Origin of the sequence: Veillonella denticariosi JCM 15641, from assembly GCF_002959855.1 — a bacterium.
GTDB classification, from domain to species: domain Bacteria; phylum Bacillota; class Negativicutes; order Veillonellales; family Veillonellaceae; genus Veillonella; species Veillonella denticariosi.
The window spans coordinates 669,148-688,076 of the sequence record NZ_PPDB01000007.1 but is presented as its reverse complement, the minus strand read 5'-3'; the positions used below and the strand labels follow the sequence as shown (position 1 = coordinate 688,076).

The window sequence follows — 18,929 nt, the reverse complement described above, 5'->3', positions numbered from 1 at the left end:
TTGAAGGAGTGTGATTTTATGAGTGATATTATGTATCCGGTAAGTTTCGGAAAATTGATGAATCACATTATGACTGAGTACAAGATGTACAATCGTATTTATAATGTAAACAAAATTCATCGCACAAAACATAATCAACGATTGAATATTTTTGGAAAATCCATTGAAAATCCCGTAGGGCCGGCGGCAGGTCCTAATACGCAGTTAGCACAAAATATCGTGGCCTCCTATGTGGCCGGTGCTCGCTGTATCGAATTGAAAACTGTACAGATCATGTACGGTGAGGAACTAGGTATTCCTAGACCTTGTATTTACTCTGTAGACGAAGCATACAATGTGGAATGGTCTTCTGAATATAGCTGTGATGAAGCTGCCGATGAATACATCAAAGCTTGGTTTGCTTTAAAACTGATTTCTAAGGAACTGGGATTAGGTGATCCGGACGGTTTCCTATTTATCATGAGTGTGGGCTATAATTTAGCCGGCATCAAGAGCCCTATGGTTGATAAGTTCATCAATACAATGCGCAGTGCATCCCAGTCTCCTATGTGGAATACTTGCAAACAGTGGTGCCTGGATCATGTAGATGAATTTGAACATATCGATGTTGACTTTATCAACTCCATCGACGATGAGCTCTGTCAGGCGATTACATTGTCTACCATGCACGGTTGTCCGGCAGAGGAAATCGAGTCTATCTGTTCGTATTTAATTAGCGAAAAAGGACTTAACTTATACTTGAAATGTAATCCTACATTGCTAGGCCCTAAACGCATTAGAGAGCTTCTGGATAATGCGGGTTTTGAATACATCGATTTTGATGATCATCAATTCGAGGTGGATCTGCAATTTGACAAAGCTATTCCAATGTTAGAACGTCTTATCGCTCTTGGTGAAAAACATAACAAGATTTTTGGCGTAAAATTGACAAATACATTCCCTGTACAAATTCATAATAATGAATTGCCGGGTGAGCAAATGTATATGTCCGGTAAATCCTTGTTACCTGTAACAATTGGTGTGGCTGAGCTATTAAGTGCTCAATTCGGCGAACGTTTACCTATGTCTTATAGCGGCGGTGCTGTAAAACAGAACATCAAAGCTATTTTTGATTGCGGTATCTGGCCTGTAACTGTATGTACTATTCTTTTACAAGGAGAAGGATACAATACATTTAAAGGGTTAGCGGATGAAGTGGAGTCAACTGATTACAATGCCGCGTTAAAGGTTCATAAAGAACTTATCGCTGAACTTGCTAAGGATATCGCTGATAATAAGATTTATAAGAAGAGCGATGTGATGAAGAAGAAACGGGAGGCGATGCAGTCCTTCCCTGGTACACACAGCGCTGACTATCGTTGTCGTGTGACATGTGGTTCTTGTGTTCGCGTATGTCCAAACAGATGTAATGAAGTCATTACCGTAAATGATGTCAAATTGATCATTCATATTGATCAAAGTTGTAATGAATGTGGTAACTGTGCATGTCATTGCGTAGAACCTTGTCAACCGTACAAGGATCGTATTACATTCTTCCACAATAAAGAAGCGATGGCGGATAGTACGAATGATGGATTCTACATTGAAGGTACCAGCTGTGGCTATCGTTTTAAAGGTGAGGAAGCTGTATGTGACATTGATGCATTACCGGACGAATTGAAAGGAGTTGTACATGCTTTCTGTAAGGAGCATGTGTACTATGTATCATGATTATCATACAACAGGGGGAACTGGTCTTATCTGATCGAACCCTTACCGGAGACTTATTGATTGATGGTGATAAAATTGTAGCCATTGATGAACATGTTCCTGTTCCGGATGGAGCCAAGGTCATTGACGCACAAGGTTGTTATGTATTTCCTGGATTTATAGATCCTCATACGCATTTCCAGATGACAAATGCATTGGCATCCACTGCGGATGATTTTGATAGCGGTACGAAGGCTGCTATCCTTGGAGGAACCACTTCCATCATAAATTTTGCTTCTCCCGAAGACGGTTCTCTTTGTAAGGGGTTGGAAGTTCACAAAGGGCGTGCCTCAGGTCATTGCTCGTGTGATTATAAGTTCCATATGGAACTTATAGAAATGAATGATGAAGTGGCCCGTGAGATTCCGAAGGTGGTGGCTGCCGGTGTTTCATCCTTTAAGGTCTACTTGGCCTATGGATTCCGCTTAACGGACCGCGAAATCTATGATGCCATCGAAGCGATTAAACCCACAGGCGTACTCATTGCGGCTCATTGTGAAAATGGTGATCTTATCGATGCTCTTGTAGCGGATAAGCGCAAACGTGGTGAATTAGACGTCGGCAATCATCCACTTACGAGACCCGCCATGATTGAAGCGGAGGCGATAAAGCGTTTCAGTACTATCGGTGCGGCACTTGATTATCCCGTGCATATTGTTCATGTCAGTTCGGAAGAAGGGCTTTACCAAGTTCTTGACGAACGCGATCTGGGGCATGCGATAACATGTGAAACCTGTCCTCAATACCTGGTGCTTGATCAGTCTTTATATAATTTACCCGATTTTGAAGGTGGTAAATATGTGATGAGTCCTCCTCTTAGAACTGAAAGGGATCAATTGATATTAAAACAGGCACTTTTAGAGGGCGTGTTCCAAACGATCGGTTCAGATCACTGCAGTTTCAACTTTGAAGGTCAAAAGTCTCAAGGTCGTAATGATTTTACCCGCATTCCCGGAGGTATTCCCGGGGCGGAAGAACGGGGAATCGTCGCTTATGATGTATTGGTCAACCAATGCAATATGAACGTCGTAGAATTTATGAAATTAGTTAGTGAAAACCCGGCTAGATTATACGATATGTATCCTAAGAAGGGGACATTATCCGTTGGTAGCGACGGGGATATTACAATTGTCGATAAGAATGTGAAACACATTCTTTCAAAAAAGTCAGCCCATACAAAGGCAGACTATATACCGTATGAGGGTTTAACCGTAACCGGTAAGATACGGGATGTAATCCTCAGAGGTCACCATGTGGTACAAGATGGATCCTTACGAGAATCATATCTTGGTGAATGTATTCCTTAGTGAAAGGAGGGCTATATATGTACCGCTTTCAAGTGAATGGCACCTATCATGAGGTTCAAGAAGATCAGCGTTTGATTGATTATTTGCGAGCTGATTTGAAATTGACGGGCACTAAAGAAGGTTGTAGTGCTGGTGCTTGTGGTACGTGTACAGTAATTATAGACGGGAAAAAAGCAAAAGCTTGTGTAACTAAATTGTCTCAATTGGATGGTAAATCGGTTGTAACTATCGAGGGGCTGTCTGAAAGAGAAAAAGCGGTATACACATATGCTTTTGGTGAATGCGGAGCGGTGCAATGTGGTTTCTGTATACCAGGTATGATTATTAGTGCAAAGGTATTAATTGATGAAAATAATGACCCTACGTCAGACGATATAAAAAAGGCGATTATGGGAAATATTTGTCGTTGTACGGGCTATGTCAAGATTGAAGAGGGCATACGCTTAGCAGCTAAGATATTCCGTGAAAACTTACCTGTTCCTGAAAAGGATAATAATGCGTCTATCGGCGCTCGCCTACACCGTGTTGATGCAGAGGAAAAGGCACTCGGCACCGGTCAATATAGCGATGATGTCTTTATAGACGGTATGATTTATGCCAAGGCGGTTAGAACAAAATATCCGCGAGCTAAAGTTGATCGTATTGATATCTCTAAAGCTTTAGAGCATCCTGCATGTGTAACAGTATTAACCGGTGCTGATGTACCGTTTAACAAGACCGGGCATTTGATTCCGGACTGGGATGTACTCATTAAAGAGGGGGATATTACTCGTTATATTGGCGATTCGGTTGCATTAGTAGCGACGACAGAGAAGAAATACCTAGATGAAGTATGTAATCTCGTTGAGGTTGAGTATACGGAATTAGAACCGATTCTCGATCCGATGGATGCACTAAAACCTGATGCGCCAAAACTACATCCGGATGGAAATATATTATCTCATCAAACCTTATCTAGAGGGGATGTGGACAAGGCTATTGCAGAGGCTGCATTCGTAGTAACAAATCATTACTCTACACCTCAAACAGATCATGCATTCATGGAGCCTGAATGTGCTGTTGCATATCGCGAAGGTGATGAAATTCATCTTTATTCGGGCAGTCAGAATGTTTTTGATGATCGCCGTGAAGTTGCTCGTATGTTGGGTATCCCGAATGAATCCGTAAAGGTTCACGGTATGCTCGTAGGCGGCGGCTTTGGCGGTAAAGAAGATATGTCTGTACAACATCATGCATCGCTTATGGCATGGATTACAGGAAAACCGACAAAGGTCTTGTTCTCTCGCCAAGAAAGTATCAATGTTCATACGAAGCGTCATGCTATGGAAATGGATATTACCACCGCATGTGATGCGGAAGGTAATTTAGTTGCCAGTAAGGTGAATATCGTATCGAACTGCGGTGCATATGCATCATTAGGCGGACCGGTACTTCAACGGGCCGGTACTCACTCCAGCGGTCCTTATCATTTTGATAATTTCTCCTTTGACGGTATTTGCGTATATACAAATACTATTCCTGGTGGGGCTTACCGTGGATTTGGTGTAACGCAAACCGTTTTTGGTCAAGAACAGAATATTGATGAACTGGCTGCTCTTGTGGGGATGGATCCTTGGGAGTTCCGCTATAAAAATGTAGTACGGCCTGGTGATTCATTGCCGAATGGACAAATTTGTTCGGAAGAGACCGCTCTTGCAGAATGCCTGGAAGCCGTAAAGGATGCCTATTATGCATCTGACCGCACCGGTCTTGCGGTATGTATGAAAAATAGCGGTATCGGTGTAGGCTTACCTGATACGGGCCGCGTTATTCTAGAGGTTCGCAACGGTCAGGTTCGCATCCGCACGGGTGCTGCTTGTATCGGTCAGGGGATGGCTACCATGGCGACACAGGTGCTCAGTGAAACAACGGGCTTAAGTAGTGATAAAATCGTTGCGGAACATCCTGATACTGTGCGCACACCGGATTCCGGTACAACTACCGCGTCTCGTCAGACACTTTTTACCGGTGAGGCTACGCGTAAAGCGAGTCTTCGTTTGAAAGAAATGTTGGAAACGAAAACATTAGAAGAGTTGGATGGCGTGGAAATTTATGAAGAGTTTCTTGGTGAAACGGATCCGTTTAACTCGGATAAACCTCATCCAAAGAGTCACGTTGCCTATAGTTTCGGGGCTTGTGTGGCAACAATTGGTGAAGATAATAAAATTTCCGACTTGCATGTAGCTTATGATGTGGGTCGTGTTATCAATCCACAATCCTGCTCCGGACAAGCTGAAGGTGGCGCTATTATGGGGATGGGCTTTGCTGTAACGGAGGATTTTGTTTACAATGAAGGCTTTGTAACGTCTAAATATGGTACTCTTGGACTCCTCAGATCCACTCAATGTCCTCCGATTCATGTAGATTTGATTGAAAAAGGTAAACCAGATCAATATGCATATGGTGCTAAGGGGATTGGTGAAATTTCAAGCATTCCGATCGCACCGGCTATTGCAAATGCGTATCGTCGCATCGACGGAGAACCGCGTAGGTCCTTGCCGATTAAACATACGGGTTATAAAAAATAAATTTCTACCTAACGGGGCGGGGTTCGTATAATCCCGACCCATTAGGTTCCTATGTGAAGTCGATGAGAGTTCTAATCTCTATCATGTACGAGAAAGTATGACTATATTAAGTAACTAAAACGTAAGATATGAGGTGTTTATTATGCTTAAAGGCAATTCCGGTGTCAATCATGTAGATGGTATGGTACCGTTCACACAATTATTTGCATATGGTTTGCAGCACGTGTTGGCGATGTACGCCGGTGCTGTGGCAGTACCGATTATTATTGCCCAAGCCATGCATTTACCGATTGAAGATTTGATTCGCTTGATTACGGCCGATTTGTTTACCTGTGGTATCGCCACATTGATTCAAACATTAGGCTTCGGCCCGGTCGGGGGACGTATTCCTCTAATTCAGGGGGTAACATTTGCCTCTGTAGGACCTATGATTATGATCGGTCAACAACATGATATCACCACCATTTATGGTGCGATTATCGTAGCGGGCCTGTTTACCTTCCTTGTAGCACCGTTTTTCAGCCGTTTGATCCGTCTGTTCCCGCCGGTTGTAACGGGGACAATTATTACAATCATTGGTATCAACCTGATGCCTGTTGCTGTTAACTGGATGGGCGGTGGCGTAGGTAATCCGAACTTTGGCGATCCGCTCTACATCGCACTCGGGGTGGCGACATTTATTATCGTTGTATTAACCTATCGTTTCGGTAAAGGATTCCTTGGGAATCTGGCCATCCTGGTAGGGCTTATTCTCGGTACCGCATTGGCTATGATTACGGGTATCACTGATTTCTCCGAAGTAGGTCGTTCGCAATGGATTTCTGTTGTTCAGCCATTCTATTTCGGCTTACCGACATTTGATGTGGCTTCAATTCTGTCTATGATCGTCGTAATGCTTGTAGTTATGGTGGAAACGACAGGTGATAGTATCGCTGTTGGTGAAATCGTAAACAAACATATCGGTCAGAAAGAATTGGCAGCTGTTCTCCGTGCTGACGGTTTATCCACCGTCATCGGTGGGGTTCTTAACAGTTTCCCTTATACAGCGTTCGCTCAAAACGTAGGTCTTATTGCCGTAACACGTGTAAAAAGTCGTTTTGTTGTTGCCGCTTCCGGCGTTATTCTGATTTTATTAGGCCTTTTTCCTAAGTTGGCAGCTATTGTCGCTTGTATTCCGAATGCCGTATTAGGCGGGGCGGGGATTGCCATGTTCGGTATGATTATTGCGAGCGGTATCCGCTCTCTTGGTAAAGTTAGCTTTGATAATAACTATAACTTGATGCTTGTTGCTATCAGTATCGGTGTATCCATGATTCCGCTTGCAGCACCTCAATTCTATGCACACTTCCCGGCGTGGGCTCAAATTCTATTGAAGTCCGGGATTACAGCGGGTAGTATCGTTGCTGTTATTTTAAATGTTTTATTCAACGGATTTGGTTATAAAACTGTGAATCAGCCGAATCGTGCGGCTAAAAAATATGGCCACTTTACACGGTTTAAAGGATTCCCTAAACATTTCTATCAATAATTCATATATAGTTATAATAATTTTGAAAGATTTGCTTATGAATTAGATAGAACCGCTGGGTTTTAAGACCCAGGTTTCTATATAGCACGTGTTTTATCCTGCACAACGGAAACGCCTCTCTCTAATATTATTTAGAGGGAGGTGTTTTCATGTCTATATATGGTATAGTACGGAGGTTTGGTATATAATTAAGTAATATTGTGATAAGGAGATGTATTATGAAGAGCGAGCGATTTATTGTTACGTATCGAATAGCAGCAAACAGTTACGATGATGCAAAAGCTATTGCCGGGGCCGTGCAAGTGGAGCAAACGATCGAGTTTCCCTACGAATTTGTAACGGATGAATATATTAAAGAGCACATAACGGGACAGTTGGTGTCATTAGAACCGATGAAAGCTGATTCACCCTATGCAACGGTGGGAGTGATGCCGGGACAAACCGTGTTGCGGGATTCTTACTATGTGGCACGTATATCCTACGCGGTAGAAACGACAGCAATGGAGGCGACCCAATTTCTTAATGTCATCTTCGGTAATTCATCATTACAACCTTATATCTGGGTAGTTGATATAGAATTATGCCCTTCATTATATGCGGTATTTAAGGGGCCGCGTTTCGGACTGACGGGAATTAGAAATCTTGTGGGAACCCCGAAGCGGCCTATGATTCAAGCTGTTATTAAGCCTATGGGGGCATCTAGTGCAGAGCTGGCGCGTATGTGCGGTGCGTATACACGTGGCGGTGCGGATGTGATTAAAGATGATCACGGTATCTCCAATCAGTCTTTTTCTGAATTTCGTGATCGTATTTCCCGCTGTGCCTATACGGTACAGGAGATGAATGCCGCCCATGGTACAAAGACCTTATATGCGGCCAATATATCCGGTGATGGCCCTGAGGTTATGGAGCGGGCACAGTTTGCAAAGGAAGCAGGTGCGACAGCCCTCATGGTGGCCTCCGGTTTGATAGGTTTTGGATGGTTACATGTGTTGGCTACGGATGAAACACTAGGGCTGCCGATTATCAATCATCCTGCGTTTTCAGGGGGGGGTGTGAGTCCGGGAATATCCGGTGTGGCTGATTATTTACAGTTGGGATTGTTTCCTCGACTGTTCGGTGCCGATATGCCGATTTTCGTGTCTTACGGCGGACGTTTTACTTTCACACAGGATCAATGTCAACGGATTAGCAGATATATAAAAAATCCTACCGGTCCTTTGAAAGCTGCATGTCCGGCGCCGGGAGGGGGTATTACCGATACGAGGTTAGCTGAATTGGTCGGCTTATACGGGAATGATACGATGTTCCTTGTCGGCGGCGATATGTTCCGTCGAGGTCCTGATATTGAATCGAATATGGCGTATTTTGTGAATCGTTTAGATGAACTATCCGATTTATAAAATAATGGTAATATGTGTTTTTATATGAATGCAAATGGTGAAAGCGTAGCTTTTCATATCTATTCATAATGAAAATAATTTAAAGTAACTTTCATAATTTATAGTATGGTGATTAATTACAATGAAACTAAATTATAGTAGATATAATGGAGCAGTTTGATGGGTGAGTCCTCGCAGTTGGAGGTGCACGTTATTGCCAGCGGTAGCAAAGGGAATTGTACGGTTGTCAAGAAGGGTGCTTCGGTCATATTGCATGATGCGGGTATCAGCTGTCGCCGCATTGTGAACGGTCTGAAAGAATTACATATTGATATGGCTCAGGTTGAGGGGATATTTATCAGTCATGAACACAGTGATCATATTGCCGGTTTACAGCAGTTATTAAAACGTTTTGATATTCCCGTATATACGAAGATGGGGACGTGGCGTGAAGTGCAAGCCAAGCTGGATGTGCCGAAACATCAGTTGATACCGATAACAAAGGGAAGTATCGCATTGGGAAAATTGACGGTGGAACCTTTTGCAGTCAGCCATGATGCGGCGGATCCCATCGGCATTAACGTGTTTTCCGGAACGGATAAGGCTACTGTCGTTACCGATACCGGAGTTATTACGGACGATATATTACATCGCCTCGACGATACGACGTTGCTTGTACTGGAGGCAAATTATGACCCGCACATGTTGCAGTTCGGTCCTTATCAACCGTTTTTAAAGCAGCGCGTGTCCGGAGATTTCGGCCATTTGAGTAATGAAATGGCGGCACAGGCCTTGCTTATGATGAAGAGACCTGATTTTATGCAGGTTATCCTGGCACATCGTTCAGAAAACAATAACAATCCTGTTCTTGTAACGCAGACTATAGGGCGGATGCTCGTTGACGGAGGTGTCAAAATCGGGCCGGAGATGAAGTTACAGCACGGTCAACCTAATGAAATCGTATCGATGAAGGCCGTGATGAAGGCCGAACAGAAATAATGGGGAGACAGTATGAGATTTTATGTGGTATGCATCGGAAAATTAAAGGAATCTTATTTACGTGACGGCGTGGTTGAATTTGTAAAGCGTATGCGCCCGTACGGCGGCATTACGATTACCGAACTCGGTGAAAGTAAAATCGGAGATCGAGCCGGTGATGCGGAGCGTAAGCAGGTGGTCGATGATGAAGGGGAACGCTTGCTGAAAGCGGTACCTAAGAATTCCTATGCGGTGCTTCTCGATGTGTACGGACAGACCATGTCGTCTGAGGATTTAGCAAAGACAATTGCTAAATTGGAAGTAGACGGTGTCAGTGATATGACTTTCATCATAGGTGGTGCCTTTGGTGTCAGCGGCGCATTACGTGGTGCGGTCAACTGTAAATTATCTTTCAGCCCGATGACCTTCACTCATCAAATGGTGCGATTACTACTGGTGGAGCAAATTTACAGAGCCTCTAAAATCAATCGGAATGAACCGTATCATTGGTAGTGTTTTGCTTTGTATGAAAGTACTGTTATAAGATAAGAGAAATCTCATAAATTTTTGAGATAATACTTTTATAAAAAAGGAGTTTCATTATTTCATAGCGAATAGTATAATTAAGCAAGATATATTTTAAGGAGGAATTCACTATGAAAATCCAAGAGGTAATGAATAAATATCCTGTTACTATTGGCAAAGAGGCGCCAATCTCTGATGTGGCTGATTTATTGGTTAAATATAATTTAACGGCTGTATCCGTAGTGGATGACAACAATAAATTGCTGGGCATCATATCCGAAGGGGATTTACTGTATAAAAAGGTGCGTCCTCATGTGCCTCATTATGTAAATGTATTAGGTGCTAGCATCTATTACAATGGTATTGGTGAATATAATTCCCAGTTTAAGAAATTACTTGCATCTCATGTTCATGAATTGATGACTGATGAAGTGATTACTACTACGCCGGATAAAGATGTGGAGGAAGTCGTTTCCGTCATGTTGGATCAACATTTGAAGAATGTTCCGGTGGTGGATAAGGATTACCATTTAATCGGTATTTTGTCTCGTCGTGACATCATTAAATTGATTGCAAAAGATAATTAATAGGAATAATTTTAAAAATTTTACAAAGACCATCCGAAGGGGTGGTCTTTTAGTGTATATAGAGATGAATTGCATTGATTTTGCATTTATGTTATTATTAGGAGTGCATAATATACTACAGAAATTTGGGCGTTTCGCCCTTCAAGGAGGACATATTTTAAATGAAAGCAACTGTAAATCCTGTTGATCAACACGTGGTAACGTTAACTATTGAAGTACCTGCAGCAGAAGTAGATAAAGGCATTAAACAAGCTGTAAAACGCATTGCAGGTCAAGTAAATATCCCAGGTTTCCGTAAGGGTCATGCACCACGTCGCATCTTGGAAATGAATTTCGGGAAAGACGCTATCTTAGAAGAAGCATTCGAAGTATTGGCTAATCAAAACTATAGTGCGGCACTTCGTGAAAATGATATTATCCCTGTATCCGAACCTGAAATCGAACGTGAACAGTTCGAAGAAGGCAAAGATTTGATTTTTAAGGCGACTGTAACAAAACGCCCTGAGGTTAAACTCGGCGATTATAAAGGCCTGGAAGCTGAAAAACAGGATGCTACAGTAACTGACGAACAAATTGAAGAACAATTGAACAATATCCGTGAACAACAGGCGACTATGGTCGTTGCTGAAAAAGGCGCAAAAATTCAGAAAGACGACTTTGCAGTAATCGACTTCGCAGGTACCGTTGACGGTAAACCGTTTGATGGCGGTGAAGGTAAATCTTATCCGTTACAGATCGGTTCCGGCAGCTTCATTCCTGGTTTTGAAGATCAATTAATCGGTGCAAAAGCCGGTGATGATGTAACCGTAAAAGTAACATTCCCTGAAGACTACTTCGTGGCGGAACTTGCCGGTAAAGAAGCGGAATTCAAAACTCATATTCATGACATCAAACGTAAGGAATTGCCTGAATTAAACGATGAATTCGCTAAAGGGGCAAGCTCTTACGAAACGTTGGATGAATTGAAAAAAGATCTTCGCACGAAAATGGAAGAAGAAGCATTCCGTCGTGCAATCGATACTTATAATGCTGATTTGATTCAAACAGCTGTAAAAAATGCGACTGTAGACATTCCGGAAGTAATGATTACTGATCGCGTGGAACAAATGATTCAAGAATTGGCTATGAACATGGAAGGTCGTGGCTTGAAACTTGATGATTATTTAAAATTCTCTAATAAAACTATCGAAGATTTACGCGCTGAATACAAAGATTCTGCAGCTGAAAACGTACGTGCCGATTTGGTATTGGACGCAATCGCTACTGCGGAAAATATGGAAGTAACTCCAGATGATATGAATCGTGAAATCTTTGTTATGGCCCAAAACTTCGGGGCAGACCCTAAAGAAGTTTGGGATATTATTGCAAAAGAAGGTCGTGTAGCTATGTTGGCAGGCTCCGTAGCACGTAAAAAAGCAGCTCGATTCATTATTGATAATGCAAAGGGTGCTGAAGCAGCTAAATAATAGCCTGATCAACTAGATATACGAATAGGTGAATATATGTATGTACCAATCGTAGTTGAACAAGGAGAACGCGGAGAGCGCTCCTATGATATTTATTCCCGCTTGTTGAAAGACCGCATTATTTTTCTCGGTGGCCCTATCGATGATAATGTAGCAAATGCGGTTATTGCGCAAATGCTCTTTCTTGAAGCGGAAGACCCGGATAAGGATATTCATTTGTATATTAATAGTCCCGGCGGTGTCGTAACCGCCGGCATGGCTATTTATGATACGATGCAATACATTAAACCGGATGTATCTACTATTTGTGTAGGCTCTGCTGCCAGTATGGGTGCCGTTTTATTGACGGCCGGTACAAAGGGTAAACGGTATGCACTGCCTCATGCACGCGTTATGATTCACCAACCGTTAGGCGGCGTACAGGGGCAGGCATCTGAAATTGAAATTCATGCTCGTGAAATTCTTCGTATGCGTGAAGAACTGAACGGTATCTTAGCGGCTCGTAGCGGACAAGATATTGACGTTGTATCGCGTGATACGGATCGAGATAATTTTATGAGTGCTCAAGATGCCGTTGAATACGGCTTAATTGATGAGGTACTCACAAGAGAACCTGTAGAAAGCAAGTAGTGGAGGCGTCCATTGGCAAAAGATAAGGAAAGTATGCGCTGCAGTTTTTGTGGACGTACCAGTGAAGAAGTCCGCAAATTAGTGGCGGGTCCGAATGTATATATCTGTGATGAATGCGTTGAGGTTTGTGAACGAATCATTGCCGATGAACTGGGTGACATCGAATCGGATTTCGAATTGCAAGAATTGCCGACGCCAAGAGAAATAAAAGCTCATCTCGACGAATATGTCATCGGTCAGGATGATGCGAAAATTTCTTTAGCTGTGGCTGTATATAATCACTATAAACGATTACAGACAGATAATGTAGTCGATGATGTGGAGTTACAGAAGGCGAATGTATTATTCATTGGCCCTACCGGTAGCGGTAAAACGCTTTTAGCCCAAACATTGGCAAAAATGTTGCAAGTTCCATTTGCCATTGCCGATGCTACTAGTCTGACTGAAGCCGGTTATGTAGGGGAGGATGTGGAAAACATTCTTCTTAAATTGATTCAAGCTGCAGATTATGATATCTCTCGTGCCGAACGAGGCATTATCTATATAGATGAAATTGATAAAATTGCTCGTAAGTCTGAAAATCCTTCTATTACACGTGACGTGTCAGGCGAAGGTGTTCAACAGGCATTGCTAAAAATTCTGGAAGGTACTGTTGCATCAGTCCCTCCGCAAGGCGGACGGAAGCATCCTAATCAGGAGATGCTGCAAATCGATACGACAAATATCCTGTTTATTTGCGGCGGTGCTTTTGACGGTATGGATAAGGTTATTACCAAACGTACCGCGAAGAAAACTCTTGGGTTTGGTGCTGATGTGCAACGTACAGAAGAACGTAATGTGTCAGCTATCTTAAAAGATGTTGTACCTGAAGATTTATTGAAATTTGGTCTGATTCCTGAATTCATCGGTCGCTTACCTGTGATGGTAACGTTGGACCAGTTGGATCGGGACGCATTGATTCAAATTCTGACAGAGCCTAAGAATGCATTAACAAAACAATATGAAAAAATTCTTTCCCTCGATGGGGTGGAATTAACTTTCACTGAAGATGCATTAGAAGAAATCGCTGATGAAGCTTTGCAGCGAAAAACAGGTGCTCGTGGTTTGCGTGCTATCATTGAAAAGGTGATGAAACGCGTTATGTATGAAGTTCCTTCGATGCCGGAGGTAACAAAGTGCATTGTTAATCGTGAATCCGTATTGAGCACAGGTGAACCTATACTCAAAAATGAGGCAGACCAAGACATCCAGTTGAAATCGTAATTCGAAGAAACTCATTTCTGTGTAGGAATGAGTTTCTTTTCATAATATAAATACCTGGAGGACCTATGAATTTACTCGAAATTGGGATCCCTACCGTGCCTCTCAGAGGTATGGTCGTATACCCGAATATCGTGATTCACCTCGATATCGGTCGAGACAAATCTATTAAGGCGGTGGAAGCCGCAATGAACGAGGATCGCATTTTAGCCGTCGTAACTCAAAAAGATGATGCTGTAGATGCACCGACAGTTCATGATTTAGCCCAAATGGGCACATTGGTGAAAATTAAACAAATGTTGCGCTTACCAGGTGGTATAGTACGTGTTCTTGTAGAGGGCATCACTCGTATTCGACTTATGAATATTACCAGCATGGATCCTTATTATGTGGGGGATTATGAACGAGTGGCGTCTGAGTTTGAAGATGATGTGGAATTAGAGGCCTATCGTCGTTTAGTGCAAGCCAAGTTTAACGAGTGGGTAGAAGAAGCTAAAACCATTACCGATGAGGGGGTAACCCGTGTAATGGAGCTTCGTGACCCATGTGAATTGGCGGATCAAGTCGCTTTCCTCTTGCCTATTAACAACTTGAAGCGCCAGGAATTACTTGAAGAGCTATCTGTTGCAAGACGCCTAAATATGATTGTGGGTATCTTGAATATGGAATTACAAATTTCCGATTTGGAGAATTCAATTAATAATCAAGTACGGCAATCCATGGAAAAAGCACAGAAAGAATATTTCTTGCGTGAAAAAATTCGAATCATCCACGATGAATTGGGCGATAAAGGTGATCCGGAGGAAGAGGCTGAGGAGCTACGCACCCAATTGAAGGCATTGAACCTCAGCGAAGATGTACATACGCGCATCGATAAAGAAATTTCTCGCTATAGCCGTATGCCTCAGTTGATGCCGGAAGCGACGATTTTACGGAACTATTTGGATTGGGTATTGTCCTTGCCGTGGAACGAGTTGAGTGAAGATCGACTCGATATTAAAGAGGCCGAATCAATCCTTGAAGCAGATCACTACGGGCTCGAAAAGGTTAAGAAACGCATCCTCGAATTCCTTGCGGTACGTAAGCTGACCGGTAAAAATAGCGGTTCAATTCTCTGTCTGGTGGGCCCTCCCGGGGTTGGTAAAACATCACTGGCTACATCGATTGCGAAGGCGATGAATCGTAAGTTTATCCGCGCTTCCCTGGGCGGTGTGCGGGATGAGGCTGAAATCCGCGGTCATCGTCGCACGTATATCGGGGCGTTACCGGGGCGAATGATTCAAGGTATCAAGAATGTGGGAACGAAGAATCCTGTTTTTCTTTTAGATGAAATCGACAAACTAGCTTCTGATTATAAGGGTGATCCGTCCTCGGCATTATTGGAGGTATTGGATCCCGAACAAAACAGTACATTTAGTGATCATTTTATCGAAGTACCGTTCGATTTCTCGGAGGTGTTCTGGATTACTACGGCTAACGTGGCATCCAATATTCCTGGACCATTATTGGACCGTATGGAAATTATCGAACTATCCAGCTATATGGAAGAAGAGAAGCTGGAAATCGCAAAGCGCTATCTGGCACCTAAACAGATCAGAAAAAATGGTCTTGAAAATTATAAGGTGAAATTATCTGATGCTGTATTGAGAAAGGTGATTTCCGAATATACTCGCGAAGCGGGCGTCCGTACCTTAGAGAAAACAATCGCCAAGATTTGCCGTAAAATTGCTTTCAAAGTCGTTGAAGAAGGTGGTGACGCACCGAAAGTGACCACAAAGAATCTTCACGAATTTCTGGGCGCTCCGATTTTTATCGATCAAGAGCGGGAAAAGAAACCGCAAGTCGGCTATGTGAACGGCTTGGCATGGACTTCTGTTGGCGGTGTTGTATTGCCGTGTGAGGCGACGACGATGGACGGTACCGGTAAACTCGCTCTTACGGGCAGTCTCGGTAAGGTAATGCAGGAATCCGGTCAAGCGGCGATGAGTTATATTCGTCATAATGCAAAAGCCTTGAAAATCAACGAGGACTTTTACAAGAAACTCGATATTCATGTGCATTTACCGGAAGGGGCAACCCCTAAGGACGGTCCTTCCGCAGGGATTACTATGACACTTGCGATGGTATCGATTTTAACGGGGAGAAAGGTACGTGCCGATATTGCCATGACCGGTGAGATTACATTGCGTGGACGCGTATTGCCTATCGGCGGGTTGAAAGAAAAATTATTGGCTGCATTGTCCTACGGGGTGAAAGAAGTCTTGATTCCGAAAGGTAATGAAAAGGATATAGCAGAATTACCTGATATTGTTAAGGAAGGACTTACCATTACAACCGTAAAGACAATGGATGAAGTATTAGCAAAGGCACTTGTATAATGCAAAAAAAGAAAAGATCCATTAAACATATGGGCCCGAAACCGCAATATACACGAAAAGAAGTTAGTGGGCCCCGTATCATAGCAGCAAAATATAATACATCCTGTGTAAAGGCTGATCAATATCCCGAAGGTGATACGGTAGAAATCGCTTTCTTAGGCCGCTCCAATGTGGGAAAATCTTCCTTGATAAATTCGTTATGTAATCATCGGGGATTGGCACTTGTCAGCGGACAACCGGGGAAGACAAAAACAATTAATTATTTTGATATTGAATCAAAAGAAGTCATTTCCGAGACGGAAGAACGCAGATACAATTGGTTTCTTGTGGATTTGCCGGGCTATGGCTTTGCAAAGACCAATAAAGGAAATCGAAATTTGTGGGCCTCGTTTATTGCCGATTATATTCTAAATTCTGAACGATTGATGTTATTATGCCTGCTTATCGATGGGCGCCATCCTGAGATGCCCATCGACAAGGTGGCTTACGATTGGCTTATAGAGGCAGGCGTACCTTTGCAGATTATAGTAACTAAAGCGGATAAGCTGACAGCAAAGGAAAAGTCAGTGAATCTTGCCATTATTAAGGACTTGTATCCGACGGGGACCCCGCCTATTTTATACAGCTCTTTAAAACATACGGGGCGTGAGTTGTTGCAACAGCGGATTAATAAGGTTTTAGTAGGAGAGGAAGCATGAGTCAGACCAATGAAATAGAGATTATGGAACGCATGGCTCTAGATTTAGAGGAGGTTGAAGAGTCTCTCGCCGCATCTTTTAATACCGGCTCGGAGGATTTCAACGCACTGATCAGACCTTTATCCGCCGCAGGTGGAAAGCGGTTACGTGCTCAACTATGTCTGCTCATAGCTAATGCGGGACAATCGATTGAGTCTGAACGTATAAAAATCGCTGAAGCCGTTGAAATGCTTCATCTGGCGACACTCATCCATGATGATGTATTGGATCAGGCCAAAATTCGTCGCGGTGAAGAAACGATTCATATACATAAGGGTAATAAAGTAGCTATTCTTAGCGGTGATTATTTGTTTGCAAAGGCTTTTCGCATTGTTTCGGAAATGCCGTCGATGAAGTATCTCCAAGTTTTTTCTCATATTATTACATGCCTTGTAGAAGGTGAATTTATGCAGATGGAGGACGTATATCGTATCGATCAGGGGATTGAGAGGTATATGATAAAAACGCAGAAGAAGACGGCGGACTTCATGGAAGGCTGCATGGAGTTAGGCGGCTTATTGGGCGGCTGGAGCGATACGGAAATCGTTGAGCTCAAAAAATATGGTCACGCATTGGGGATGGCGTTTCAGATCACAGATGATATTATGGATTATCGGGAAACGTCCGATACGACAGGAAAACCTGTAGGCAATGATTTGCGCGAAGGTTTATTGACCTATCCGTTATTGAGCATTGTTAATGATACGAATAAAGATAAATTGTTAGCCGATATCAAGATTCTTAATAATGGTGGAAATGAGCAGCAAATTATCGATTATGTTATCGCCGAAGGTGGTATAGATAATACATTGGCGGTAGCTGAAAAATATTGTAAGGATGCATTGGCTGCGCTTAAAGCCGTACGGGATTTTCCGGGAAAGGAATTTCTCGTTATGGCCGTTGAGAAGTTAGCCGATAGAAAGGTATGATATGGAACCGTTCGAACCAAAACCGGATTTCGAATATCCTATACAGAGACCTTCCTTTGATAGTGTAGTCCGTCAAAAGCGCCGTGAGGCGAAGCTGAAGGCGGAGCAAGAACGATATAAGGTGGAGAATCAGCAAACACCTGAAAATGATGAGGTGGAACCGGTTTATACGGCCATCGAACAGCAGATGATGGATGAAGCGCGGGAAATATCCCTGGTTGGGCATTTGTCAGAACTGCGTAAACGACTTATCATTATGGCTGTGGCCATCATTATAGGCACATGTATTTCTTATTATTATGTGGACTTATTACTGGAAATACTGTTAAAGCCGGCCGGTAAGCTGTATTATATGCGCCCTACAGAGGCTTTCTTTGCGTATATGAAAGTATCCGTTGTGGGGGGACTCGTTATTGCGGCTCCTGTCATACTGCATCAGATATGGCTATTTGTTAAGCCTGCACTGACTGCGCGAGAAAAGCAGCTATCTAACTGGATCTTACCTGTTGCGATTGGTCTATTCGGGATAGGTATTGTTTTTTCTTATTTTCTCGTACTGCCGGCGGCGGTAAAGTTCTTTATGGGCTTTGCTACGGACGAATTACAACCGATGTTTTCCATCGGGCAGTATCTGGATTTTGTTTTATCTTTTGTATTACCTTTCGGATTTATTTTTGAGTTGCCGTTGATTTTGATTATATTAGGTTATTTTAACTTAATTACATCACGCTTCTTAAAGAGTAAGCGAAAAATATTTATTCTTATATCCTTTATCATAGGCGCCGTTATTTCACCTACACCGGATATGTTCTCGCAAACGATGATTGCATTGCCTATGATATTGCTGTATGAAACGAGCCTGTTTGTGTTGGCTAAGATTATGAAGCGCTAAGGAGTTTATTTAGG

General features: G+C 42.8%; 15 protein-coding genes. All 15 read left to right on the top strand.

From position 1 onward, the window contains the following. Positions 1-18: 18 nt before the first annotated feature. The 15 genes from VEHSUH05_RS08730 (at position 19) to tatC (ending at position 18,915) form a co-directional block, all read left to right on the top strand. On the top strand, positions 19-1,710 hold the full coding sequence (locus VEHSUH05_RS08730; protein WP_105091339.1) for a selenate reductase: 1,692 nt from the start codon (positions 19-21) through the stop codon (positions 1,708-1,710). Beyond that, on the top strand, positions 1,707-3,056 hold the full coding sequence (hydA, locus tag VEHSUH05_RS08725) for a dihydropyrimidinase (RefSeq protein WP_105091338.1): 1,350 nt from the start codon (positions 1,707-1,709) through the stop codon (positions 3,054-3,056). Before VEHSUH05_RS08730 ends, hydA begins: the two co-directional genes overlap by 4 nt. A gap of 17 nt (positions 3,057-3,073) precedes the next feature. Next, positions 3,074-5,623: a selenium-dependent xanthine dehydrogenase gene (xdh, locus tag VEHSUH05_RS08720; protein ID WP_105091337.1), complete on the top strand. Its 2,550-nt coding sequence runs from the start codon at positions 3,074-3,076 to the stop codon at positions 5,621-5,623. 142 nt (positions 5,624-5,765) lie between these two features. Then, positions 5,766-7,151 carry a nucleobase:cation symporter-2 family protein gene (locus VEHSUH05_RS08715; RefSeq protein WP_105091336.1) on the top strand — a complete coding sequence of 462 codons (1,386 nt, stop codon included), beginning with the start codon at positions 5,766-5,768 and terminating at the stop codon, positions 7,149-7,151. Between the two features lie 218 nt (positions 7,152-7,369). Continuing rightward, entirely contained in the window at positions 7,370-8,554 is a 1,185-nt protein-coding gene (locus VEHSUH05_RS08710; protein WP_105091335.1) for a RuBisCO large subunit C-terminal-like domain-containing protein, read from the top strand. A gap of 159 nt (positions 8,555-8,713) precedes the next feature. Then, positions 8,714-9,532, top strand: a complete 819-nt coding sequence (locus VEHSUH05_RS08705) for an MBL fold metallo-hydrolase (RefSeq protein WP_105091334.1) — start codon at positions 8,714-8,716, stop codon at positions 9,530-9,532. 12 nt (positions 9,533-9,544) lie between these two features. After that, positions 9,545-10,024: a 23S rRNA (pseudouridine(1915)-N(3))-methyltransferase RlmH gene (gene rlmH, locus VEHSUH05_RS08700; RefSeq protein WP_105091333.1), complete on the top strand. Its 480-nt coding sequence runs from the start codon at positions 9,545-9,547 to the stop codon at positions 10,022-10,024. A 143-nt stretch (positions 10,025-10,167) separates the two neighbouring features. Further along, on the top strand, positions 10,168-10,623 hold the full coding sequence (locus VEHSUH05_RS08695; protein WP_054673782.1) for a CBS domain-containing protein: 456 nt from the start codon (positions 10,168-10,170) through the stop codon (positions 10,621-10,623). Positions 10,624-10,784: 161 nt separating this feature from the next. After that, a complete protein-coding gene (tig, locus tag VEHSUH05_RS08690) occupies positions 10,785-12,089 on the top strand; it encodes a trigger factor (RefSeq protein WP_105091332.1) in 1,305 nt (434 codons plus the stop codon). Positions 12,090-12,125: 36 nt separating this feature from the next. Then, entirely contained in the window at positions 12,126-12,719 is a 594-nt protein-coding gene (gene clpP, locus VEHSUH05_RS08685) for an ATP-dependent Clp endopeptidase proteolytic subunit ClpP (protein WP_095066249.1), read from the top strand. Between the two features lie 12 nt (positions 12,720-12,731). Further along, positions 12,732-13,982, top strand: coding sequence for an ATP-dependent protease ATP-binding subunit ClpX (gene clpX / locus VEHSUH05_RS08680; protein ID WP_105091331.1), 1,251 nt, complete (start codon positions 12,732-12,734; stop codon positions 13,980-13,982). A gap of 65 nt (positions 13,983-14,047) precedes the next feature. Continuing rightward, on the top strand, positions 14,048-16,357 hold the full coding sequence (gene lon / locus VEHSUH05_RS08675; RefSeq protein ID WP_105091330.1) for an endopeptidase La: 2,310 nt from the start codon (positions 14,048-14,050) through the stop codon (positions 16,355-16,357). Then, positions 16,357-17,055, top strand: coding sequence for a ribosome biogenesis GTP-binding protein YihA/YsxC (gene yihA, locus VEHSUH05_RS08670; RefSeq protein ID WP_105091329.1), 699 nt, complete (start codon positions 16,357-16,359; stop codon positions 17,053-17,055). The genes lon and yihA overlap by 1 nt, the downstream gene beginning before the upstream one ends. Beyond that, positions 17,052-18,023 (top strand): polyprenyl synthetase family protein, encoded by a 972-nt coding sequence (locus VEHSUH05_RS08665; protein WP_105091328.1) that lies wholly within the window; start codon positions 17,052-17,054, stop codon positions 18,021-18,023. Before yihA ends, VEHSUH05_RS08665 begins: the two co-directional genes overlap by 4 nt. A 1-nt stretch (position 18,024) precedes the next feature. Continuing rightward, complete coding sequence (tatC, locus tag VEHSUH05_RS08660) at positions 18,025-18,915, top strand: twin-arginine translocase subunit TatC (RefSeq protein ID WP_105091327.1); 891 nt, start codon at positions 18,025-18,027, stop codon at positions 18,913-18,915. Positions 18,916-18,929: the final 14 nt, after the last annotated feature.